Genomic DNA, 21,584 nt, shown 5'->3' on the forward strand with positions numbered 1-21,584 from the left:
TCGCCCCTGACGGGACCCCTACTGGGCGGGGCTCCTCCCGGCGACGGGACGCCTACCGATGACGGGTCTGCTGAGCGGCGGGATCCAGGCGGGATCTACTGGGCGGCGGGCCGGAATCCTTCGCGCACCACGTCGAAGACCTGGCTGTGCTTGTGCCAGTCGGCCTTGGGCGCCGAGAGGTAGATCGCGTACTCCTTCTCGCCGGGGCGGCCGAACCCGAGGTCGGCGGCCCGGTACTCGCGCGCCCGGCCCTGCCAGGTGAACTCCCAGATCGCCGCGGGCTGCCCGCGGTACTCCGTGCCCTGCATGCGCAGCTGGCGGTAGCCGGGCAGCTTGCCCTCCTTGACGGACTTCGTCTCGTCGTCCTTCCAGCGCTGGAGGGGGTCGCTGCTCGCGAGGTCGAGGACGGAGACCCGCAGGCCCACCAGTCCGCTCGGGTCGATGTAGAGGATCTCGTCGCTCTCCTTGAGCTTCCCGCGCTTCCAGCCGTCCGGCACGGGGAAGGAGACGCCGGCCGTCTTCTCCGTCACCAGGTGGTAGCCGCGCGGCGGGTCCGGCACCGGTGACGGGGCCGCGCTCTTCTTCTCGCCCGGGCTCGCAGAGGCTTCCTGGCCGGACGCGGCGCGGGGGGCGGGGTCGTCGTCCTCCTGGTCGCCGCCGGTCATGAAGTACGCGCCGGCCGCGATGCCGGCGACGGTGACGAGTGCCAGCGCGCTCCACAGGACGGGGCGGTGGCTGCGGCCGGTGCGCGCGGCAGTGCCGGTGCGACCGGTGCGGGCGCTGCCCCCGCCCTTCGTGTCCGATTCCGGGTCAAGGCCCGGGGCGGCGGCGGCAGGTGCTGCAGCCGTGGCTGTTGCCGCGGCCGTGGCCGTACCCGTGACATCGGCGGCTGCAGGGGCCGTCACCGGCGCGGTGACCGCGGTCTCCGCCGGAGCGACCCGTGCCGGCGACGAGACCGGCGGTGCCTGCGCGGCCGGCGCCGCAGACCGCCCGGCCGCCGTGGTGCCGCGGTCCGCCGTGTCGTCCCAGGGGCCGGGCGCGGGGGTGCGGCGCCGCTCGGCCGCGGGCATGTGGGCGGTCTCCGACTCGGCGGCGGGCTCGCGCAGGATCTGCTCGGCCAGGTCGGCCGGGGGCCGCACGGCCGGGTCCTTGGCGAGCAGGGTCTCGATGAGGCGGGTGAGCGCGCCCGCGCGGAGCGGCGGCTCCAGGGGGTCCATGGCTATCGCGTAGGCCGTCTCGACGGCGGTGTCCTTGCGGAACGGCGGGCGGCCCTCCAGCGCCTGGTACAGCGTCGCGCCGAGCGCCCACAGGTCGGACGCGGGGCCGGGCTTGGCGCCCTTGACCCGCTCGGGCGCGATGTAGTCGATCGAGCCGACCATCTCGCCGGTCTTGGTGAGGGTGGAGGTGCCGGTGGACTGGGCGATGCCGAAGTCGGTGAGGACGACGCGGCCGTCGTGGCCGAGCAGGACGTTGCCCGGCTTCACGTCGCGGTGCAGCACGCCGGCCGCGTGGGCCGCGCGCAGGGCGGCGATCATGCCGCGCCCGATGCGGGCGGCCTCGTCCGGGGTGACGGTCCCGTGCTTGAGGACGTCGCCGAGCGTTCTGGAGGGCACGTACTCCATGACGATGCAGGGCAGGCCCCGGTCGTCGACGACGTCGTGGACGACGACCACGTTGGGATGGTTGATCCGGGCGGCGCTGCGGGCCTCGCGGCGGGTGCGCTCGTAGAGCGTGGCGAGCTCGTCGTCGTCCAGGTACGGCGAGACGTGGATCTGCTTGAGCGCGACCTGCCGGTCCAGCAGCTCGTCCTGGGCGCGCCAGACCGTGCCCATCCCGCCGCGGCCTATCCGGGCGACGAGGCGGTACCGCCCGGCGACCAGCCGACCGGTGTCCGGCCCCGGCCCGGACACCGCCTGTCCGGACACTGACCCATCCACCCCGAAGCCCTCCGGTTCCCCTGCTGTGCTGTGTCGCGACACGATATACGGCACCTTCTCAGGGGCGATCTCAGGGAACGGCCAGGGTTGCCGGGTGTGCCACAAGCGCGTTCCGATTGACACCATGTCCATATGACCGACACACCCAACACCCAGGACGCGCATCAGGCGGGTCCGGTTCACGGTGATCCGCAGGACGCCCGGCCGCCGCTGCGGCGCAGCCGGGAGCACAAAGTGGTGTCCGGCGTGTGCGGCGGCCTGGGCCGCTTCTTCGACGTCGATCCCGTGATCTTCCGGGTGGTGCTCGGTGTGCTGGCCGTCTCCGGCGGCCTGGGTCTGATCCTCTACGGCTTCGCGTGGCTGCTGATCCCCCTGGAGGGCGAGGAGGAGAACGAGGCCCGGCGGATGCTCTCGGGCCGGGTCGAGGGCCCGGCGCTGACGGCGGTGCTGTGCGCGCTGGTCGGCTGCGGCCTGTTCCTGTCGATGCTCAACAACAGCGCGGTGATGTCGTTCGCGCTGATGCTGACCATAGTGATGGCCGGTGCGGCCTACTGGTCGTTCCACCGGCACGAGCCCGAGGCCGAGGCGGCCGTCGCCGCGGCCCAGAAGGCGCAGAAGACGTCGGCGCCCCCGCCCGAGACCAAGGCCCCGCCCACCCCGGGCGGCCCCTCCTGGTGGCGCGACCCCATCATCAAGGACGGCACGACGGGCCCGCTGGGCGCCGAGACCGGCTATCTGTGGGGTCCGGACGACGAACCGCAGGACGGGCGGGAGCGTCCCCCGGCGCGGCTCCGCCCGGCCCGCGCCGGTACGCCGCTCGGCGGCTGGACGTTCCTGACGGCCGTCGTCGCCTTCTGCCTCGGCGCCGGCCTCACCTGGCGCCACCACCCGCTCGGCACCTGCCTGGAGACCGGCCTGGCCTGTGCGCTGGCCGTCTTCGGCCTCGGCATCGCCGTCAGCTCCCGCTACGGGCGCACCGGCGGCGGCACGGTCGTCGCCGCCGTCCTCACCGGCGCCCTGCTGGCGGGCGCGGCCGCCCTGCCCAAGTCGGTCTCCACGGACTGGACGCGCACCACTTGGCGCCCGGACGCCGTCGCCGCGGTGCGCGGGGAGTACCGGGTGGGCAGCGGCGTGGGCGTGCTCGACCTCACCGGCCTGCCCTGGCCGCGGACCGGCACGGTCGCCACCCGCGCGGAAGTGGGCGCGGGCCAGCTCAGGCTGGTCGTCCCGGAGGACGTCACGGCGCGGATCACCCTGGACGTGGGCGTGGGCGACATCCGCCTGCCCGGCGAGGCGCGCGACGACGTCGACGTCCAGCCGGGGCAGAAGAAGCGGATGACGCTGGAGCCCCCGTCCGGGAAGCCGTCCCGGGGAACGCTGGAGGTCCTGCTCAAGGTCGGTATCGGTCAGGTGGAGGTGGACCGTGCGTCGTCATGACTTCGAGCCGGGCAAGCTGGTCGTCGGGCTCGTCCTGCTGGGGTGCGCCGTCGCGTATCTGGGGGCGGCCCGCGGGGATCTGCACTTCCCTTCGTACGTGCTGCTGCCGGTGCTGGGAGCGGGCTTCTGCCTGGCGGGACTGGTGTCGTCCGTCGCCTTCGCCGTCCGCCGGAGGAAGGGCGCGGGCCGGGACCGGTAGCCGCTCGCGCGGGCACCGGACCGCCCCTGGCTGCACGGGCACACGGCGGCTCCCGTCCCGTACACCCGAGGCCGGCCTGCCGGTTACTGCCACTCGCGCAGGCACCGGCCCCACCCCTGACGAGCGCGAGCGCGCGGCGGCGGCTCCCCGCCTCCTACGCCTACAGCCTGCCTGCACCCACGGCCTGCCTGTGCCCACAGCCTGCCTGCGGCCTACCACTTACGCCCGGCCGGACCCACGCGGCGCCTTGCCTGACGCCTTGCCGGCCGGCTTGGCGGCGGTGGACTTGGCCGCAGGCTTCGCGGCGGGCTTGGCTGCCGGCTTCGCGGACGGCTTTCCCGGCGACTTGGCGGAAGGCTTTCCGGACGGCTTTCCGGACGGCCTCGCGGGCGACTTCGCGGACGCCTTGGCCCGCGGCTTGCGCGCGGGCTTCCGTGACGGCTTGCGGGATGCCCGGAGCGGCCCCGCGTCCACCGACCACACCGGCGCCCCCGCCACCACCAGCGGCAGCCACGCCATCAGGTAGATCAGGTCGTTGCCGTAGAAGTACGGCGTCGTCTGCCAGCTGACCGTCAGCCAGAGGCTGAGCGATATGAGCGCGCCGCCGGCCGCGGCGGCGCGGGCAAATATGCCGAAGAGCGTCCCGACGCCCACCGCGAACTCGCCGAGACCCATCGCGTAGCCGAAGCCCTCGGGGTTCTTCAGGGCCAGGTCGACCAGGCCCGGGACGGCGGACGAGCCGCGGACCGTACGCATCAGCTCGCCGATCGAGCCGGGCCCGCTGTCCGCCAGGAAGCCGGAATCCGTGATCTTGTCGAGGCCTGCGTAGATGAAGGTGATGCCGAGGAAGATGCGCAGCGGCAGCAGTGCGTACTGCGCGCTCTCCCCCTGCTTTCCGCGCCCGATGAAGCCCATGGCGTCCGCCGCCTCTCCGTTCCGTCCTGGTCGTCATCCGAACCATACGGACGGGAGGCGGAACGCGTTCAGCCCTGTGGATAAACCTGGGTACCAGGGCAGGTCCCGAGGTCAGAGCCCTGCGGCGAGCCGCGGAGGCAGGCCCGCGGGACCAGTCCCGGGTCAGCCCCGGGTCAGGCCCCGGTGCGGACGCCGAGGGCGCTGCCCTCCAGCCACTCCTGCCAGCTGATGTTCCAGTCGCCGTAGCCGTTGCCGAAGCGGTCCATCGGCTTCGGCTTGGTGCTGCCGGTGACCTGGACGACGTCGCCCTTCAGGCTCAGCCCGTACAGCCACTTGGCGTCTTCCGTCGACATGCCGATGCAGCCGTGGCTGACGTTCTCCTTGCCGAACGACTCGGCGTTGTCGGGGGCCGCGTGCACGTACTCGCCGCTGATCGTCTCGCGCATGCTGTAGTCGTACGACCCGAAGAAGCCGTCGGGGTGGTTGCGCGGGATGCCGATGGAGAGCGAGTCCATGACGACCCGCCCCTCCTTGGCGAGGATCGTCTTGATGCCCTCGCGCGTCCCGAAGCCCTTGCTCTCGTCGCCGCCGCTGACCGGGATCGTGCGCAGTGTCTTGCCGTTGCGGACGACCGTCAGCTTGCGGGCCTTGAGGTCGACGGTGCTGACCATCGAGTCGCCGACGGTGAAGGAGACCGTGCGGTCGCCGGCGGCGGCCGTGCCCTCGGCGAGCTGCACGCCCGCCAGCCGGGCGTCCAGGGTGACCTTGGTCCCGGCGGGCCAGTACTTCTCGGGACGGAAGTGGACCCGGGTGTCGCCCTTGGTCTCGTTCCAGTGCCAGGCGCCCGGGACCTGCGGCGAGGTGGAGACCTTCAGCCGGCCCTCGATGCCCGCGCGCAGCTCCTTGGAGACCTTCTGCTGCTTGAAGACCAGGGCGACGGGCTGGCCGACGCCGACCTTCTCGCCGTTGGCGGGGGCTATCTCCGGCCGGACGGTCCGCGCGGCACCGGGCAGCATCTTCGCCGCCGGCGCGGGCTTCTCGGTCACGGGGCTCGCCGACGGCGAGGGAGAGGCCGACGCCGCCGCCGGCCCGGACGCCGAGGACGCCTTCCGGCCCGCCTTCTCCTCGGCCTCGGCACCGCCGCCGCATCCGGTGACGGCCAGGCCGGCGAGGGCCAGGGCTGCGGACAGCCCGACGCAACGGGAGAGGCGGCGCATGGTTCTCCTACCAGGTTCTGATCATCCGGGCGCGACGGCCCTCCGGGCATGCAGGAGCCGAGGCGGCTACGCCCCGGCTCCTGACCATCGTAAGCAGGGCGAATGCGCCGAAACGGCGGCCGGAAGGACGAGCGACCCCCGCCGAAAGGAGGGGGTCGCGGGGCCTCCCGGACCGCAGGCCTCCCCCGGACCGCGGGCGGCCTCCCGGACCGCGGGCGACCCTCCCCGTCAGCCCAGCAGCTCCGGCTCGCTCCGCGTGATCTGCTGGTACAGCGGCTGGTAGTTGATCCACGCCGCCAGGTCGTTGCCGAGCTGATCGCGCGTGTGCCGGGCGCTCGCCTGGTCGATGAGGACGGGCTTCCCGGCCGCCTTCGCCGCGAGCTGCACCTGGCAGGAGCGCTCCATGGTGATGAACCACCACGCGGCCGCGTCCACGGAGTCCCCCACGGTCAGCAGCCCGTGGTTGCGCAGCACGACCGCCTTGTGCGGCCCGAGCGCCGTGGCGATCCGGCGCCCCTCCTCCTCGTCCACCACGACGCCCGTGTAGTCGTCGAAGAGGGAGACGTCTTCGTAGAAGGCGCAGGCGTCCTGGGTGATCGGTTCCAGCAGCTCCCCCAGCGCGGACAGCGCCCGGCCGTACGTGGAGTGGCTGTGCGCGGCGGCGACGACGTCGGGCCGGGCCTCGTGGACCTGCGAATGGATCGCGAACGCCGCCTGGTTGACGTGGTGCCGGCCCTCGACGACCTGTCCCTTGTGGTTCACGAGGATCAGGTCGCTCACGGTGACGTGCTTGAACGACATCCCGAACGGGTTGACCCAGAAGTGATCGGTGAACTCGGGGTCGCGCGCGGTGATGTGCCCCGCGACCCCCTCCTCGAACCCCAAGCGCCCGAAGAGCCGCAGCGCTGCCGCGAGCCGCTCCTTGCGGTGACGCCGCTCCTCCTCGACGGTGTCGTGCTTCGGCGGCATGGCGAAGTGGAGCTGATCGGCGGGGATCGGTTCCGGTGCTGTTGCCTGCGACATGGCGGTGCTCCTCCGGTCGTTCCGTTCCGTGGCTACGGAACGGAAGCTACCGCCGGGTACCCACCGGGAACAGGCCTACGGCGCGGCGGGCGCCGCCGACGCGGCCGCGGTGTGCTCCAGGATCGCCCCGGCCAGCAGCTCCAGGCTCTCGCGCGGCAGCGCGTGCCCCATGCCCGGCATCTCCACCGTCCGGGCGCTGCCGATCACTTGGGCGATGTGGCGGGCGTGGGCCGGTGGGAAGACGGGCTCGGCGGAGGCCTCGGTCACCAGCGTGGGAACGGTGTTGCGCGCCAGCTCCTCCGTACGCTCCATGCCGGAGTGGTCGGCGCGGCCGTGGGCGGTGGATACGTCGTACCGCCCCGCGTGCTCGATGATCCGGCGCTCGCGCTCCCGCATCTCATCGGCGTGGAAGGGGAGTTCCCCGCCGCTCAGGAGCCGCCAATGGGCCACGCGCCGGTCGAGCTCGGCGCCCGGGCCGTGGTCCTCCACCGGCTGGGCCCACATCTCCAGCACACGCGGGTCGATGCCGGGCAGGTCGGCGACGGCCGTCTCCGTGCCGTCGGCCTCGACGAGCGGCCTCCCGCTCAGCGCGCACGTGCCGATGAGGGTGGCGCTGAGGATGCGGTCCGGGTGATCGGCGAGCAGCAGCTGCGCCAGCATGCCGCCGAGCGACATGCCGACGATGTGGGCGCGTTCGGCGCCGTGGGCGTCCAGGACGGCGAGGGCGTCGTCCGCGAGGTCGGTGATGCGGTAGGGCTGCTCGCCGTAGGACCAGGTGGAGCGGCCGGCGTCACGGTGGTCGTAACGGATCACGCGGTGACGGGCGGCGAGGGCGTCGGCGAACTCCTCGGGCCAGGCCAGGCCGGACGCCTGGGCGCCCATGATGAGCAGCAGCGGGGGCGCATCGGCGGCGCCGCGCACTTCGGTCCACAGCTGCACGCCGGGGGCGACGTCGACGGTAAGGGCTCGGGTTCCGGTTCGGGGCATGACAGGTCCCTTCCTGGGGTTCGTGTGCGAGCGCACCTCAGGAGTGAAACGATACGTCTCGTCTCGTATTCGCGCCACTAATTCGGCGGAGCCTGGTTCGCGCCAGGGCTCCGCCGTGTGGGGCTACAGCCGGTCGATCTCGGTGAGATCGATATCGATGTCGAAGGGGACGGTGAGTTTGAGGGCGTCCCGGTACACCCCGGTCGGGACGTAGACGTGCGTCTCCCTGTCGAGCTCGTGGACGTGGACGGTCGGGCAGTCGCCCGCACCCTCCATCTCGACCCGCCAGAAGTGCGGGATGCCCGCCTCGGCATAAAGCTGCGGCTTGCGCCTTCGGTCGCGCTCTTCCGAGTCGGGCGACACCGTTTCCGACACGAGCACCACATCGCGCGCGTAGTAGCGATCCGTATCCGGCCCGCGCTCGGCCTCCGCCCGGATCACCGCGATGTCGGGTTCAGGCGCTTGCCGCGGGCCGAGCACCACGACCATCTCACACACAACCGACAAATGGTCGGGAGCAGCATGCCAGAGGCCTCGCGACAAGAGCGAGTTGGCCGTCATGTGGAAAACGCTCTGCCTGGCACGGTAGACGAAGCTGCCGTCGATCATCTGCGTGTGCGACGGAAGGCCGGGCAGCCGAAAGAGATCCTCCGCGGTGAAGCCCTCGTAGGGGGCCTGGGCCAGTCCGGGAACAGTCGGTCGGGACTCACCCCGTCAACCTGCCCCCGCCAAAACCCCGGGCGGGCCAAAACGCCGATGCCGCCGCCCAAACGAATGGACGACGGCAACGGCGTTCGATCAGGGGAGGATCACCCCGAGGGGACTACTCCCACTCGATGGTGCCCGGCGGCTTGCTGGTCACGTCCAGCACCACGCGGTTCACATCGGCGACCTCGTTCGTGATGCGGGTCGAGATGCGGGCCAGCACCTCGTACGGCATACGGGTCCAGTCGGCCGTCATGGCGTCCTCGGACGAGACGGGGCGCAGGACGATCGGGTGGCCGTACGTGCGGCCGTCGCCCTGGACGCCGACCGAGCGGACGTCGGCCAGGAGCACGACCGGGCACTGCCAGATCTCGCGGTCCAGACCGGCGGCGGTGAGCTCCTCGCGGGCGATGGCGTCGGCCTCGCGCAGCAGGTCGAGGCGCTCCTTGGTGACCTCGCCGACGATGCGGATGCCGAGGCCGGGGCCCGGGAAGGGCTGGCGCTGGACGATCTCGTCCGGCAGGCCGAGCTCCTGGCCGACCATGCGGACCTCGTCCTTGAAGAGCTGGCGGAGCGGCTCGACGAGCTCGAACTCCAGGTCCTCGGGGAGGCCGCCCACGTTGTGGTGGGACTTGATGTTGGCGGTGCCGGTGCCGCCACCGGACTCGACCACGTCGGGGTAGAGGGTGCCCTGGACCAGGAAGGCGACGTCCTCGCCGCCGGCGCCGGCCTCGGCCACGATCTCGGCCTGGGCCTGCTCGAAGACGCGGATGAACTCGCGGCCGATGATCTTGCGCTTGGTCTCCGGGTCGGAGACGCCGGCCAGGGCGTTCAGGAAGCGCTCCTGCGCGTCGACGACCTTGAGCTGGACGCCCGTCGCGGCGACGAAGTCCTTCTCGACCTGCTCGGTCTCGCCCTTGCGCATCAGGCCGTGGTCGACGTACACGCAGGTCAGCTGCGAGCCGATGGCCTTCTGGACGAGGGCCGCGGCGACCGCGGAGTCCACGCCGCCGGACAGGCCGCAGATGGCGCGCTTGCTGCCGACCTGCTCGCGGATGGCGGCGACCTGCTCCTCGATCACGTTGCCCGTGGTCCAGGTCGGCTCGATGCCCGCGCCGCGGTAGAGGAAGTGCTCCAGGACCAGCTGGCCGTGCGTGGAGTGCATGACCTCGGGGTGGTACTGGACGCCGTAGAGCTTCTTCTCGTCGTTCTCGAAGGCGGCGACCGGCACGACGTCCGTGGAGGCGGTGACGGAGAAGCCCTCGGGCGCGGCCGAGCAGGCGTCGCCGTGCGACATCCACACCGACTGCTCCGCCGGCGTGCCCTCGAAGAGGGTCGAGCCGGTCTTGGAGACGTGCAGGGGGGTGCGGCCGTACTCGCGCGCGCCGGTGTTGTCGACGGTGCCGCCGAGCGTGGTGGCCATCAGCTGGAAGCCGTAGCACATGCCGAAGACGGGGACGCCGGACTCGAAGAGGCCGCGGGCGTCGTCGAGGCGGGGGGCGCCCTCCTCGTAGACGGACGAGGGGCCGCCGGAGAGGATGATCGCCTTCGGCTTCTTGGCGAGCATCTCTGCCACGGGCATCGTGCTGGGCACGATCTCGCTGTAGACCCGCGCCTCACGGACTCGGCGGGCGATGAGCTGGGCGTACTGCGCGCCGAAGTCGACAACGAGCACCGGCTCCGCGGTGTTGTCGTGGGCGGCGGGGGGTGCTGCTGACACGGGAGCGGCCTTCCGGCGGTGGAGGAGGGGGTCTGTATTTGTCGATTCTACCGGGGCGCCGGTGCTTGCTTTTGTCTCACCATCCGAAACCGGACCGGACCGGCGCTGGCCCCGGCGGCGCCCGCGGGCCATACTGTCCCCCATGCGCAAGCACCAGACCTTCGTCTTTACCTATGGCAACCGGCCCGTCCGGCTGCCATGGTCGTGCTGCTTGAGCAACTGACAAGCGACTTCCACAGGCGCCCCGGGCCGACAAGGCCCGGGGCGCCTGTCGTTTTTCCCGGGTCCTGTCGCTCCGGGGGGCCGCCGCCCCTTTTTGGAGGATCAGACATGAGCACCCCCACCATCACCGCCACCGCCACCGCCACTACGACTGCGACTGCGGCCCGCCCCGCGGCCGAGACCGGCGCCCGCACCGACGAGGCCGCCGGCGTGATCACCGGCGCCCGGCAGCGGATCGACGATCTCGACGGCAGGATCATCGGCCTCATCCAGGAACGGATGGCGGTCTCGGCCGTGATCCAGCACGAGCGCATCGCCTCCGGCGGGCGCCGGGTGAACCTCTCCCGCGAGATGGAGATCATCGGCCACTACAGCGACCAGCTCGGAAAGCCGGGCACCGCGCTCGCCATGACGCTGCTGGAGCTCTGCCGGGGGCGCATCTGACCCCCTTCCGGCCCTGGGGGCCGCTGGGGGCCGCTGGGGACCGCTGGGGATCTGTACAGGTGCCGCATGCGGGTTCGGACCACCGGGCCGCCACATCACCCGGACGGCGCGTGACCGCCCGGCGGCCCGCCTCGTTGAGCCGGGTGCCCGCGCCATCCAGGAGCGGCCCACCTGAAATCCACGCGTGGCTTCCGCCCCTGTTCACCTGGGCGCCCGGCACCGACAGGGCGGATCCACCGGAGTGTGAGACGTGCGAGTGCGCGCGTCGTGGGACCTCACTCCGGTGCCGGTGACCGGTCAGCAGGGGACAGCAGCCCGGTTGCCACCGAAAAGACGGTCGGTTCCGGGGACGCCTGGAACCGACCGTATCCGGTCGAAACGGTTGCGCCGGGTCCGGCCCATCCCGCACGATGCCAAGAGAGCACCAACCTCCTGGTCCCGAACCGCCATTGGTCGAACCAGTGAGGCCGTACGCCCCCGCACCACCCGTACGCCCGCACCACATCCCATGACCAGCGGCGCTCCCCCCGGCGCCGCTCCGCGGCACCGACCTCGCCCTGACCTCGGTGCCGGCAGTCAAGGGCCCCGAGGCCGCCCGCACGCCCCCGCGGAGGCGGCCCGGGGCCCTTCGCCGTTTCCGCGGCACCGCGCGGCCGACAACCGCCTATGACGTCGGTCACCCGCCCACCCTCGGCGACCGGGCCGTGACCGCTCCCCCTACGATGCTCATGTACGTGCCAACCAGCACGGCCACACCGCGACCTCCCCCCACCGCGACGGCCTTTTCACTCCGCATCCGGATGGGGTATTTCCATGAAGCTTCGCCGCGCGCTGGCAACCGCCGCCGCCACGGCCGTCATCGGTCCGGCCACGGTCCTCGCGGCTCCCCACGCCTTCGCGACGGGGGACGGGCCTGCCACGACGACGTCCTCGGCATCCGCATCCGCGTCCACCTCCGGGTCCGCATCGGCCTCGGCGTCCGCGTCAGCCTCGGCGTCCTCTTCCGCATCGGCGTCCTCTTCCGCATCGGCCTCGGCGTCCTCCTCCGCGTCCGCGTCTGCATCCGCATCCGCCGGGCGCTCCTCCAGCCCCTCCTCCAGCGCCTCCGCGTCCTCGCCCGCGCCCAGCGCGTCGAAGAGCTCCGCCCCGGCCTCCCCGGCCGAGGCCCCCTGCCGCGCCCACACCGAGGAGAAGTGGGTGACGACCGAACTCCGCGGCCTGCCGCGGGAGATCGTCGCCGGATCCGGCTGGCACGCCTTCACCTACCGGGCGGCCAACACGTCCGGCAAGGTCATCGCGTCCCTGTCCGCCTCCATGGAGCTGTGGTCCTGGGACCGGAAGAACCTGGAGAACGAGACCACGAAGTACATCACCGTGCAGTGGTACAACTCCGGATCCCGCCGGTGGGAGCCCATGCCCGCCGACTACGGCTACTTCGCCGAGACGCGCAACCTCAAGCCGCGCGCGTTCGCGGAGGCGTCACTGCGCCTGAAGGTCGGCGCCAAGGCGCCGGCCGGCTTCGGCGGGGCGTTCCAGACGGGCTTCTTCTCCGACCGGAGCCGCACCTGCGGCTACTCGGCCGGCGCGTACTACTACTTCGACGTCCTGGCCGCGGGCAGCAAGCCCACCACGGGCGAGGACTCCAAGGCCACGACCACCAGGCCCGGGAGGGCCGTGACGACGGTGGTGGACAAGCCGGCCCCGAAGGGCGGCCTGTCGGACCTGCCGGCGACGGGCGAGCTGGCCACGACCGGCTCGTCGTCCTCGACTCCCCTGCTCCTGGGCGTCGCCGGTGCGGCGGTCGTGGTGGGAGCCGGGGCGGTGGCCGTCGCACGGCGCGGACGCGGCTCCCGGTAGGCGCGGTAGTCCACGGTAGGCGCGGTAGTCCTGGTAGTCCCGGTAGGCGCGTCAACAACCGGACGCGCACCCCCGCCCCGGCCCGTCCGGCGGGAGCAGCGGCAGCAGGCGCAGCGCCGGGCGCCCCGGCTCGGAGGGGGCGTCCGGACCGGCCGCGCCGCCGCCCGTCCCGCCCACCCCGCCCGGCTCCCACTTCAGCTCCCCGTAGGCCCCTTCCGGTACGGCGGGCTTCACCGGAGCGACCGCCGCGACCCGCTCGTACGCCCGCCCCTGCTCCGGCCGCGGGTCCGGCTCGCCCTTGTTCGGCCAGAGGGACATGGCCCGTTCCGCCTGGGCGGTGATGGTGAGCGCCGGGTTGACGCCGAGGTTGGCGGAGACGGCCGAGCCGTCCACGACCGTGATGCCGGGGTGCCCGTACAGCCGGTGGTACGGGTCGATGACGCCCTGCGAGGCGTCGGCGCCGATGGGGCAGCCGCCCAGGAAGTGCGCGGTGAGCGGGGTGCCCATCAGCTCGCCCACGTTGCTGCCGGGGAAGCCGTTGATCTCCTCGGCGATGATGCTCGCGGCCATCGTCGCGGCGGGGATCTGCTTGGGGTTGGGCGCCCCGTGCCCCTGCCGGGCGGTCAGCAGGCCCTTGCCCGGGCCCCTGCTCCTGCGGTGCGTGGTCAGGGAGTTGTCGAGCGACTGCATGACCAGCCCGATGATCGTCCGCTCGGACCAGCGCCGGTTGGAGAGCGACATCAGCAGCTGCAGCGGGTGCCGTACGCAGCGCGCCGCGAAGGCGACGGCCCGGGGCGCCCGGGTTGCCACCGGCACCTGGAGTACGGACAGCGCGCCCATCGCGTTCGAACCCTTGCCGTAGCGCACTGGCTCGATGTGGGTGTGCTCGTCGAGGTGGGCGGACGAGGTGATGGCGACGCCCTGCGTGAAGTCGGGCCGGGCTCCGCCGTGCGCCTTCCCGTAGCGGCGGTCGTCGGTCTGCGCGCCGACCAGGGCCTCGGAGTTCGTACGCGTCAGGCGGCCCAGCCCGTCCGGGATGCGGGGCAGCAGACCCTTGTCCTTCATGGTGTGCAGCAGGGTCTGGGTACCGTACGTGCCGGCGGCGATCACCACCCGTTCCGCGCGCAGCACCCGCGGGCGGACGCTCCCCCGCCGCTTGTCGGTCGGGACGGTCACGACGCGGTGCCCGCCCTCCCGGTGCTCGGTCACGGCGACGACCGTGGTCATGGGGTGGACGACGGCTCCGGCGCGCTCGGCGAGGTGGAGGTAGTTCTCGTTGACGGTGTTCTTCGCGCCGTGCCGGCAGCCGGTCATGCACTCGCCGCACTCGGTACAGGCCCGGCGGGCGGGCCCGGCGCCCCCGAAGTAGGGATCGGCGGTCTCCTCGCCGGGCCCGGCGCGGTGCGTGCCGTCGGCGTCCTCGCCGTCGCCGAAGAACACCCCGACCGGAGCCATGCGGAAGGTCTCCCCCACGCCCAGGCGCTCGGCCGCCGCCTTCAGGTGGACGTCGGAGGGCGTCATCGTCGGGTTGAGGCGGACGCCGAGCATGCGGCGCGCCTGGTCGTAGTACGGCTGCAGCTCCTCCTCCCAGTCGGTGATGCCGGCCCACTGCCGGTCCTGGAAGAAGGCCTTCGGCGGCACGTAGAGGGTGTTGGCGTAGTTGAGCGAGCCGCCGCCGACCCCGGCGCCCGCGAGGACCATGACGTTGCCGAGCAGGTGGATGCGCTGGATGCCGTAGAGGCCGAGGGCGGGCGCCCACAGGTAGTTGCGCAGGTCCCAGGAGTTCCTGGGCAGCGTCTCGCGCGTGAAGCGGCGGCCCGCCTCCAGCACGCCCACGCGATAGCCCTTCTCGCTCAGGCGCAGGGCGGACACCGCGCCGCCGAAGCCCGAACCGACGACGATCACGTCGTAGTCGTAGTCGTAGTCGAACCCTGTCACCTTGGCCTCCGTACCGGGCGAACTCGTGGTGCTGAACGAACTCGTGGTGCTGGACGAACGTTTGGTGCTGGACGAACTCGGCGTGCTCGGCGGCAACGTGCTACCGGGGTGACCGGCTCAGCGCAGGCGCAGCGCCTTCATCACCCGCAGGCTGCGCGTCATGAACTCCGCGTACTTCTCGTCGTCCAGCCCGAAGGCGGGGGCCAGGGGCATGACGCGCTGGTGGGCGACGGTCTGGGCCTCGGTGTACTTGAGGATGCCCTCGGAGCCGTGCCGGCGGCCCAGCCCCGAGTCCCCCATGCCGCCCATGGGGGCCTGTGCGCTGCCGTACGCGGCCGCGTAGGCCTCGTTGACGTTGACGGTGCCGGTGCGCAGGCGCGCCGCGAGGGCCCGGCCGCGCTGCCCGTCCGCGGTCCAGACGCTGGCGTTGAGACCGTACGGGGTGGCGTTGGCCAGGGCGACGGCTTCGTCCTCGCCCTGGAAGCGGTGCACGGACACGACCGGGCCGAACGTCTCCTCCGTGCACACGGCCATGGACGGCTCGACGCCCTCGAGGACGGTCGGCTCGTAGAAGAGCGGGCCGACGTCGGGGCGGGGCCGCCCGCCCGCGAGGACCGTGGCCCCCCGGGAGACGGCGTCCTCGACGTGCCGGGTCACGGCGTCCAGCTGCCGCTGCGAGACGAGGGAGCCCATGTCGGCGCCGTAGGCGAGGCCGGTGCCGAGCCGCAGGGCCTTCGTGCGGGCGGTGAAGCGCTCCAGGAAGGCGTCGGCGACGGACGCGTGCACGTAGAGCCGCTCGATGGAGATGCACAGCTGTCCCGCGGAGGAGAAGCAGCCGCGCACGGCGCCGGCCGCGGCCTTCTCCACGTCGGCGTCGTGCAGGACCAGCATGGCGTTCTTGCCGCCGAGTTCGAGCGAGGAGCCGATCAGGCGGGCCGCCGCGCCCTGGGCGACCTCGCGGCCGGTGCGGGTGGAGCCGGTGAAGGAGACGTAGTCGGCGCGCTCGACGACGGCCGGGCCGAGCACCGGGCCCTCGCCGAGGACTACCTGCCAGACCTCCTCGGGCAGCCCCGCCTCGATCAGCAGCTCGCGCGCCCACAGGGCGGTGAGGGCGGTCTGGGTGTCGGGCTTCATCACGACCGCGTTGCCGGCGACGAAGGCGGGCAGCGCGTCGCCCACGGACAGCTCGAACGGGTAGTTCCACGGGGCGATCTGCCCGACGACGCCGCGCGGGTGGCGCAGCTCGGTGACCTTGGTGAGGAGGGGTACGACGCCCGTGTGGGCCTTGGGCCGCAGGTAGGCGGGCCCCTTGCGCCCGTAGTGGCGGGCGGCGACGGCGACGGCCTGCACTTCCTCGTGGGCGTGGAGGCGCGCCTTGCCGGTCTCCACCTGGATGAGGTCGAGGACCTCGGACTGCCGGTCGAGGAGCAGGTCGTGGAAGCGCAGCAGGACCGCGGCGCGCTCGCCCACGGGGACGCCGGCCCAGTGCAGCTGCGCCTCACGGGCGCGGGCGAACGCCGTGGCCACGTCCTCCGGGGTGGACTCCGGCAGGTCGGCGAGCTTCCGCCCGGTGAGGGGCGTGTGGCTGACGGTGCTGCCGGAGCCGATGACGCCGCGGGTGAGACGGGCGACGACACCGGGGGTGACGACGTCGTCGGCGGTGCGGGCACCGGGCGGGGCGACGGGGTTGCCTCCGGCGGGTGGCCCCGGCACGGGGGCCGCCTCCGCCGTCGTCACTGCTGCCACTTCCGGTGCGCTGTGCCGCGAGTCCGTCATACGGGGAGCGTATGACGGACCACCGCCGCTTGAATACCCGGCGGTAACCCGATCACGTCATTGATCCGGGATTATCACTAGCCCTGGACCACTTGCCCCGGATCACTTGTCCTGGATCACTTGCCCCGGATCACTTGTCCTGGATCTTCAGGTACTTGACGACGTTCTCGAAGAGCTTGTCGCCGGTCTTGCGCCCTTCGCCCTTCTCGGGCATGCGCACTTCCAGCACCCACGTCACGGTCTTGGCCTCGTTGACGATGACCAGCTCCCGCTTCAGCGCCTTGGGGTCGGCCTCGTTGCTCCCGGACTTGCGGTACACGGTGACGATCTCGGCCGTCTGCATGCCGGGGTACGGGGACGCCTTGACGGTATCGGTCTTGGCGTCGTTCAGCTTGGTGCCCGGATTCGTGGTGCGGAGGGCGGCGAGCCGCTTGGCCTCGACCTCCGCCGAGCCGATGTCCTTCGGTTCGTCGTTCCCCGTGTTCTTGGCCCGCTGCTCCGCGGTGTCCTTGTCCAGCGAGATGCCGAACACGCCGCTCGGGTCCTGGAAGTAGACCCAGTTGTCGTTGCTGTTGACGGACTTCTCGTAGTCCTCCGGCACCGCCAGCGACGCCCGTACGATCTCCGGCTCGTCCCGCACCTTCCAGTGCAGCGGAATGGCCGGGCCGACGGCGAACGGGTTGACGATCAGCAGCGTCACGGCCGTGGCGACGGCCACGACGCCGACGCCGAGCCCCCACTGCGCCTTGCGGTTGCCCTGCAGCACGGGCGGGACCCACTTGCTGCCGGTGGCCTGCGGGTGGCCGGCCGCACCGAAGGCGGGTTCCTCGGCCGTCGCCGGGCGGGCGATGGCCTCCAGCGTCCGCCTGATCTCGGCCGTGCCGGGGCGGGCCGCCGGGTTCTTGTGGAGCATGGCCATGACGAGCCCGCCCAGCACGCCCGCGCCGCGCGACGGCGTCTGCGGCTCCGCGGACAGGATGGCCTGCATGGTGGCCTGGGTGTTGGAGCGGCGGAAGGGCGAGACGCCCTCCACCGCGGCGTACAGCACGACGCCCAGCGACCACAGGTCGGACTCGGGGCCCGGCCGCTGCCCCAGGACGCGCTCGGGTGCCACGTACTCGGGCGAGCCGACGAAGGCGCCCGTCTCCGTGAGGCCCTGCTCGCCCTCGATCTGGGCGATGCCGAAGTCGGTGAGGACGACGCGGTCGTCGCGGCCGAGCAGGACGTTGTCGGGCTTGACGTCGCGGTGCAGCACGCCCGCCTCGTGGGCGGCGCCGAGCGCGTTCAGGACGGCGAGGCCGACGCGGGCGGCCTCGCGCGGGTCCAGGGTGCCGTCCGCCAGCCGGTCGCCGAGCGAGTGCCCGCGGACGAGCTCCATGACGATCCAGGGGCGGCCGTCCTCGATGACGACGTCGTGGACGGCGACGACCGAGGGGTGGGCGACGCGGGCCGCGGCGCGGGCCTCGCGCTGCATGCGCTGGTGGACGTTCTCCCGCATGGACGCGGGCAGGTGGTCCGGGACGCGCGGCTCCTTCACGGCGACCTCGCGGTCGACGACCTCGTCGTGCGCCTTCCAGACGGTGCCCATGCCGCCGTGGCCGAGGCGGGAGATCAGCCGGTAGCGGTTGCCGACGCGGCGGCCCGCGCCGGGCTCGGGGACCGAGCCGGTGGCGGCAGGAACTGGGGTGGGGGCGGGGGCGACGGCCGGGGCAGGAGCCGCGGGGGCAGGAGCCGCAGGGTGGGGGAAGTGCGGCGGCGGCGCGGGTGTGGCGTACGGGTTCGGGGCGCCCTGCGTGTAGACGCTCCCGGTGGCGTCGGGAATGCCGCTGCTCGCCGCGACCGGCGATCTGGGTGGCTGAAGGTCGTAGCTGGTGGGCTCGCTCGCCCCGGTCGGCCCGTTCGGCCGTCCCCCGTCGTTCGTCATGGCCCCATCATTACCAAGGGGGGCCGGGCAGGCGCACCTTCGAAGGCGCAAACCCCTCCCATACGCCTTTAAGGGCTGGATACGGGCCGGATCCGCACGAACGTATCGAGTACGGCCCGGGCGTGCCGCTGCGCCTGTGCCGCCTTCCCCGCGGGCCCCGCCACCCACACCTCGTACATCTTGCCTCCCTCCTCCCAGCAGGTGTCGTACGTACGTACCGTCCCACCCGCCTCCGCCTCGGGCCCGTCCCACGTGAACTCCCAGGAGGCCGCCGGGTATCCCTTGTGCGTGGTCTCGCGAACGGTGGCGGAGCGGTAGCCCGGGTAGCGGTCGGGGGCCGCGGCCGCGGCGGCGCGCAGGGCGCCCGCGGGCCCGCCGCCCTGCGGGTCCTGGATGAGGATGCCGAGGCGGAACTGCCGGTCGCGCGAGTAGTAGAAGACGCGGGGCGGTTCGAAGGAGCGGGTGAAGCCGTCGGGCACGGCCAGCGCGAAGCCCGCCGGATCCTGCACCGCGTGGTACCCCTCCGGGGGCCGTACGGGCGCGCTCACCGGGGGTTCGCGCGTGACGGGCGGGCCGGGCGAGCGGCCGAGCGTCCCGCTGGACACCTGCGTGGGGCGCCCCCCGGCGCCCTCCGCGCCGCGCTCGGCCAGCAGCACGGCGAGGCCGGCACCCGTGCCCGCCAGGGTGACGACGGCGACGGCGGACATGAGGACGGTGCGGCTGCGCGGCACGTACGCGGGCCTGACCCGGCCGCCGTCGACCCACCCGGAGGCCAGGTACTCGTGCAGCAGCCGCTCCGCTTCGTCCGCGCCCATCCGCTGCGCCGGGTCGCGCTCCAGCAGCCCCTGGACGACGGGCAGCAAGGGCGCCACGGCGGCGGGCGGGCGTATCTCGTCGTGGACGACGGCGTGCAGGATCCCGCCCAGCGAGTCGCGCCGGAAGGGCGTCACGCCGCTGAGGGCCGCGCACATCAGCACCCCCAGGGACCACAGGTCGGACGCGGGGCCGGCCGGCCCGCCCGACATGCGCTCCGGCGCCGTGTACTCGGGCGAGCCGACGAACGCACCCGTCTCGGTGATCGTCGTGGCGCCGCGGACCTGCGCGACGCCGAAGTCCGTCAGCACGACGCGGCCGGTCGCCGACTCCAAGAGGACGTTGGGTGGCTTGATGTCGCGGTGCAGGACACCGCAGGCGTGCGCCGCGCGCAGCGCCGACAGCAGGGCGATGGCGATCCTCGCCGTCTCCCGCGGGCCCACCGGGCCTTCCGCCGCCAGCACTTCGGACAGCGCGCGCCCGTCCACGAGCTCCATCACGATCCACGGACGGCCGTCCTGGACGACGATGTCGTGCAGGGCGACCACGTTCGGGTGACTGATGAGCGCGGCGGCGCGGGCCTCTCTCAGGGTGCGGTCGCAGTCGGAGAGGCCGGAGGGGCAGGTGCCGGAGTCCGGGTCGTCCATGTGCAGCTCTTTGACCGCGACTTGGCGGGCCAGCAGCTCGTCGGTGGCACGCCATACGGTGCCCATGCCGCCGCGCCCTATCCGCCCGGACAGGCGGTACCGGCCGGCGATCAGACCATCGTGCGCAGCGAAGGTCCCCATAAGCCCATCTTGCCCCACACCTCCCCGGGCCACGGCTGCCGGAAGGGACCGGTTCCGGCCAGCTGTACGCGCCACGAGGTCAGGACCTCGGGAGGGCAGGGCCTCGGGACGGCAGGAGATCAGGGCCTCAGGAGCGCAGAAGGTCAGGACGGCAGGAGATCAGGGCCTCAACAGACCGTCCATCTGCTGCCAGTTCGCCCAGGGGCCGCTGATGGAGGTCTGCCAGCGCTGGTACACGTATCCGCCGCTGTTGACGCCGAAGAGCTGGATGCGGCCGTCCGCGTTGGTCTCCGCCGCGACCTGGCTCAGGGCGCCGTCGAACTGGACCCACGGCGACCACGCGCGGCTGCCGACGGCGTTCTGGGAGCGGTGGTAGATGGCGTCACCGCTGTTGGTCCCGAAGATCTCCATCCGTCCGTCACCGTTACGGGCGGCGGCGATCGAGGTCAGCTGGCCGTCGAACTGCTCCCAGTTCGACCATTCGCCGCCCGGGGACGTCTGCCAGCGGTGGAAGATGCCTCCCCCGCTGTTGACGCCGAACAGCTCGATGCGGCCGTCCGCATTGGTCTCCGCGGCGACCTGGGTCAGGCCACCGTCGAACAGGGCCCATCCGGACCAGGGTCCGCCGATGGAGGTCTGCCAGCGGTGGTAGATGTTGCCGGCGCTGTTGGCGCCGAAGATCTCCAGCCGGCCGTCCGCGTTACGGGCCACGGCGATGGAGGTGAGCAGCCCGTCGAGCTGCTCCCAGTTCGACCATCCGCCGCCCGGGGACGTCTGCCAGCGGTGGAAGATGGTTCCGGCGCCGGTGACCCCGAAGAGCTCGACGCGGCCGTCGGCATTGGTCTCCGAGGCGACGGCCCGCAGCGCACCGTCGAACTGGGACCAGGGGGACCACGAGCCGCCGATGGAGTTCTGAGCACGGCGGAAGACGCCGTCGCCGCTGTTGGTCCCGAAGAACTCGAGCCGCCCGTCGGCGTTACGGGCGGAGGCGATGGACGATCCGAAGACGGTGACTTTGGCGTCGGCCCTGGCTTCCCCCGGCGCGGGGTCGGCGGCGGCGACCCCGGGAACGGCCGTGACCAGCGCGGCGACGGCGACGGCGAGGGACGCGATCAGCCGACCGATACGTCTGTGTCTCTTCCTCATGCAACTGCCCTTCCGTGCGCGGAAACGTCAGTGGTCCGTGCGGGTGGTACGGGCGGTGCGGGGCGGTACGGGACGTACGACGCCCTCAAGAAGACGGCGGCCGCACCCTACTGCGCGACGGCACGGGAGGACAGGCCACAGGCGGTTGAACCTCGCATCGCCCGCATCAGGAGACTTCGACCTCGACCTCGGCCCGGCCCGGCCCACAGCACCGACCAGGCCCGCCTCGCCCACGACCACTTGGCCGCCTGGACGGTGGCCCGCGCTCTGCGGCCGACTGTCCCTTCGTGGGGGGGTGCGGGGGCTTGGATCCGGTGTGTTGGCTGTGCGGCCGGTGAGGGGTGGCCGCCGCCGTACTCCTGCCCGACCGGCGGCGAGGGCGCTGCGACGGGGCGAGGTCACGGCATGCGGAAGGCCTGGCGGCCTGAGCGCCGCGTACTCTACGGAGCTCCGACACTCAGCAAGATCGAGAACGGGAAGCAGCTTCCTGACCTGGAGAAGTTCTTCACCGCGTACAGGGTTGAGGATGCCGCGCA

Annotated in this window: 16 protein-coding genes and 1 pseudogene; 4 read left to right on the forward strand and 13 right to left on the reverse strand. The window is 72.5% G+C overall.

Translation table 11 applies throughout. The annotated features are described in order from the left end of the window. Positions 1-95 precede the first annotated feature (95 nt). Entirely contained in the window at positions 96-1,925 is a 1,830-nt protein-coding gene (locus ACFPP6_RS12630) for a protein kinase domain-containing protein (protein ID WP_382040434.1), read from the reverse strand. A gap of 144 nt (positions 1,926-2,069) precedes the next feature. On the opposite strand from ACFPP6_RS12630, the gene ACFPP6_RS12635 reads away from it, so the two are divergent. Beyond that, entirely contained in the window at positions 2,070-3,374 is a 1,305-nt protein-coding gene (locus ACFPP6_RS12635; RefSeq protein WP_382040438.1) for a PspC domain-containing protein, read from the forward strand. Beyond that, a complete protein-coding gene (locus ACFPP6_RS12640; protein ID WP_382040441.1) occupies positions 3,361-3,573 on the forward strand; it encodes a hypothetical protein in 213 nt (70 codons plus the stop codon). Before ACFPP6_RS12635 ends, ACFPP6_RS12640 begins: the two co-directional genes overlap by 14 nt. A gap of 465 nt (positions 3,574-4,038) precedes the next feature. Here the strand turns inward: ACFPP6_RS12640 and ACFPP6_RS12645 are convergent. The 6 genes and pseudogenes from ACFPP6_RS12645 to guaA all read right to left on the reverse strand — a co-directional run. Continuing rightward, positions 4,039-4,488: pseudogene (locus tag ACFPP6_RS12645) on the reverse strand (DoxX family protein); the annotation flags it as partial. Between the two features lie 173 nt (positions 4,489-4,661). Next, positions 4,662-5,705, reverse strand: a complete 1,044-nt coding sequence (locus tag ACFPP6_RS12650; protein WP_382040443.1) for a L,D-transpeptidase — start codon at positions 5,703-5,705, stop codon at positions 4,662-4,664. 228 nt (positions 5,706-5,933) lie between these two features. Continuing rightward, positions 5,934-6,728, reverse strand: coding sequence for a class II aldolase/adducin family protein (locus ACFPP6_RS12655; protein WP_382040446.1), 795 nt, complete (start codon positions 6,726-6,728; stop codon positions 5,934-5,936). A gap of 75 nt (positions 6,729-6,803) precedes the next feature. Then, positions 6,804-7,715, reverse strand: coding sequence for an alpha/beta fold hydrolase (locus ACFPP6_RS12660; protein ID WP_382040449.1), 912 nt, complete (start codon positions 7,713-7,715; stop codon positions 6,804-6,806). 123 nt (positions 7,716-7,838) lie between these two features. Then, on the reverse strand, positions 7,839-8,324 hold the full coding sequence (locus ACFPP6_RS12665) for a Uma2 family endonuclease (protein ID WP_382040451.1): 486 nt from the start codon (positions 8,322-8,324) through the stop codon (positions 7,839-7,841). Positions 8,325-8,538: 214 nt separating this feature from the next. Beyond that, positions 8,539-10,140, reverse strand: coding sequence for a glutamine-hydrolyzing GMP synthase (guaA, locus tag ACFPP6_RS12670; RefSeq protein ID WP_382040454.1), 1,602 nt, complete (start codon positions 10,138-10,140; stop codon positions 8,539-8,541). A 330-nt stretch (positions 10,141-10,470) separates the two neighbouring features. Here guaA and ACFPP6_RS12675 point away from each other — a divergent pair, with 330 nt between their 5' ends. Then, a complete protein-coding gene (locus ACFPP6_RS12675) occupies positions 10,471-10,806 on the forward strand; it encodes a chorismate mutase (protein WP_382040456.1) in 336 nt (111 codons plus the stop codon). A gap of 785 nt (positions 10,807-11,591) precedes the next feature. Here the strand turns inward: ACFPP6_RS12675 and ACFPP6_RS12680 are convergent. After that, positions 11,592-11,990, reverse strand: a complete 399-nt coding sequence (locus ACFPP6_RS12680; RefSeq protein WP_382040458.1) for a hypothetical protein — start codon at positions 11,988-11,990, stop codon at positions 11,592-11,594. A gap of 13 nt (positions 11,991-12,003) precedes the next feature. Between ACFPP6_RS12680 and ACFPP6_RS12685 the strand changes: the two genes are divergently transcribed. Further along, positions 12,004-12,663, forward strand: a complete 660-nt coding sequence (locus ACFPP6_RS12685; protein ID WP_382040461.1) for an LAETG motif-containing sortase-dependent surface protein — start codon at positions 12,004-12,006, stop codon at positions 12,661-12,663. Positions 12,664-12,714: 51 nt separating this feature from the next. Here the strand turns inward: ACFPP6_RS12685 and ACFPP6_RS12690 are convergent, their stop codons facing one another. From ACFPP6_RS12690 to ACFPP6_RS12710, 5 genes are all read right to left on the reverse strand, one after another. After that, positions 12,715-14,601, reverse strand: coding sequence for a GMC family oxidoreductase N-terminal domain-containing protein (locus tag ACFPP6_RS12690; RefSeq protein ID WP_382040463.1), 1,887 nt, complete (start codon positions 14,599-14,601; stop codon positions 12,715-12,717). 117 nt (positions 14,602-14,718) lie between these two features. Then, positions 14,719-16,377, reverse strand: coding sequence for a succinic semialdehyde dehydrogenase (locus ACFPP6_RS12695; RefSeq protein WP_382040465.1), 1,659 nt, complete (start codon positions 16,375-16,377; stop codon positions 14,719-14,721). A 130-nt stretch (positions 16,378-16,507) separates the two neighbouring features. Further along, positions 16,508-18,301 carry a serine/threonine-protein kinase gene (locus tag ACFPP6_RS12700; protein ID WP_382040468.1) on the reverse strand — a complete coding sequence of 598 codons (1,794 nt, stop codon included), beginning with the start codon at positions 18,299-18,301 and terminating at the stop codon, positions 16,508-16,510. 68 nt (positions 18,302-18,369) lie between these two features. Then, positions 18,370-19,902, reverse strand: coding sequence for a serine/threonine-protein kinase (locus tag ACFPP6_RS12705; protein WP_382040471.1), 1,533 nt, complete (start codon positions 19,900-19,902; stop codon positions 18,370-18,372). A gap of 159 nt (positions 19,903-20,061) precedes the next feature. Continuing rightward, positions 20,062-21,048, reverse strand: coding sequence for a PLL family lectin (locus tag ACFPP6_RS12710; protein WP_382040474.1), 987 nt, complete (start codon positions 21,046-21,048; stop codon positions 20,062-20,064). Between the last annotated feature and the right edge of the window lie 536 nt (positions 21,049-21,584).

It is taken from the genome of Streptomyces aureoversilis (genome assembly GCF_042657885.1).
Lineage (GTDB): Bacteria > Actinomycetota > Actinomycetes > Streptomycetales > Streptomycetaceae > Streptomyces > Streptomyces aureoversilis.

What these genes read in the sequence shown, in the direction of transcription:
- ACFPP6_RS12635 (WP_382040438.1), top strand. Translation starts at nt 2,070, where the DNA reads ATGACCGACACACCCAACACCCAGGACGCGCATCAGGCGGGTCCGGTT.
- ACFPP6_RS12650 (WP_382040443.1), bottom strand. Translation starts at nt 5,705, where the DNA reads ATGCGCCGCCTCTCCCGTTGCGTCGGGCTGTCCGCAGCCCTGGCCCTC.
- ACFPP6_RS12655 (WP_382040446.1), bottom strand. Translation starts at nt 6,728, where the DNA reads ATGTCGCAGGCAACAGCACCGGAACCGATCCCCGCCGATCAGCTCCAC.
- ACFPP6_RS12660 (WP_382040449.1), bottom strand. Translation starts at nt 7,715, where the DNA reads ATGCCCCGAACCGGAACCCGAGCCCTTACCGTCGACGTCGCCCCCGGC.
- ACFPP6_RS12665 (WP_382040451.1), bottom strand. Translation starts at nt 8,324, where the DNA reads ATGATCGACGGCAGCTTCGTCTACCGTGCCAGGCAGAGCGTTTTCCAC.
- ACFPP6_RS12675 (WP_382040456.1), top strand. Translation starts at nt 10,471, where the DNA reads ATGAGCACCCCCACCATCACCGCCACCGCCACCGCCACTACGACTGCG.
- ACFPP6_RS12695 (WP_382040465.1), bottom strand. Translation starts at nt 16,377, where the DNA reads ATGACGGACTCGCGGCACAGCGCACCGGAAGTGGCAGCAGTGACGACG.
- ACFPP6_RS12700 (WP_382040468.1), bottom strand. Translation starts at nt 18,301, where the DNA reads ATGACGAACGACGGGGGACGGCCGAACGGGCCGACCGGGGCGAGCGAG.
- ACFPP6_RS12705 (WP_382040471.1), bottom strand. Translation starts at nt 19,902, where the DNA reads ATGGGGACCTTCGCTGCGCACGATGGTCTGATCGCCGGCCGGTACCGC.
- ACFPP6_RS12710 (WP_382040474.1), bottom strand. Translation starts at nt 21,048, where the DNA reads ATGAGGAAGAGACACAGACGTATCGGTCGGCTGATCGCGTCCCTCGCC.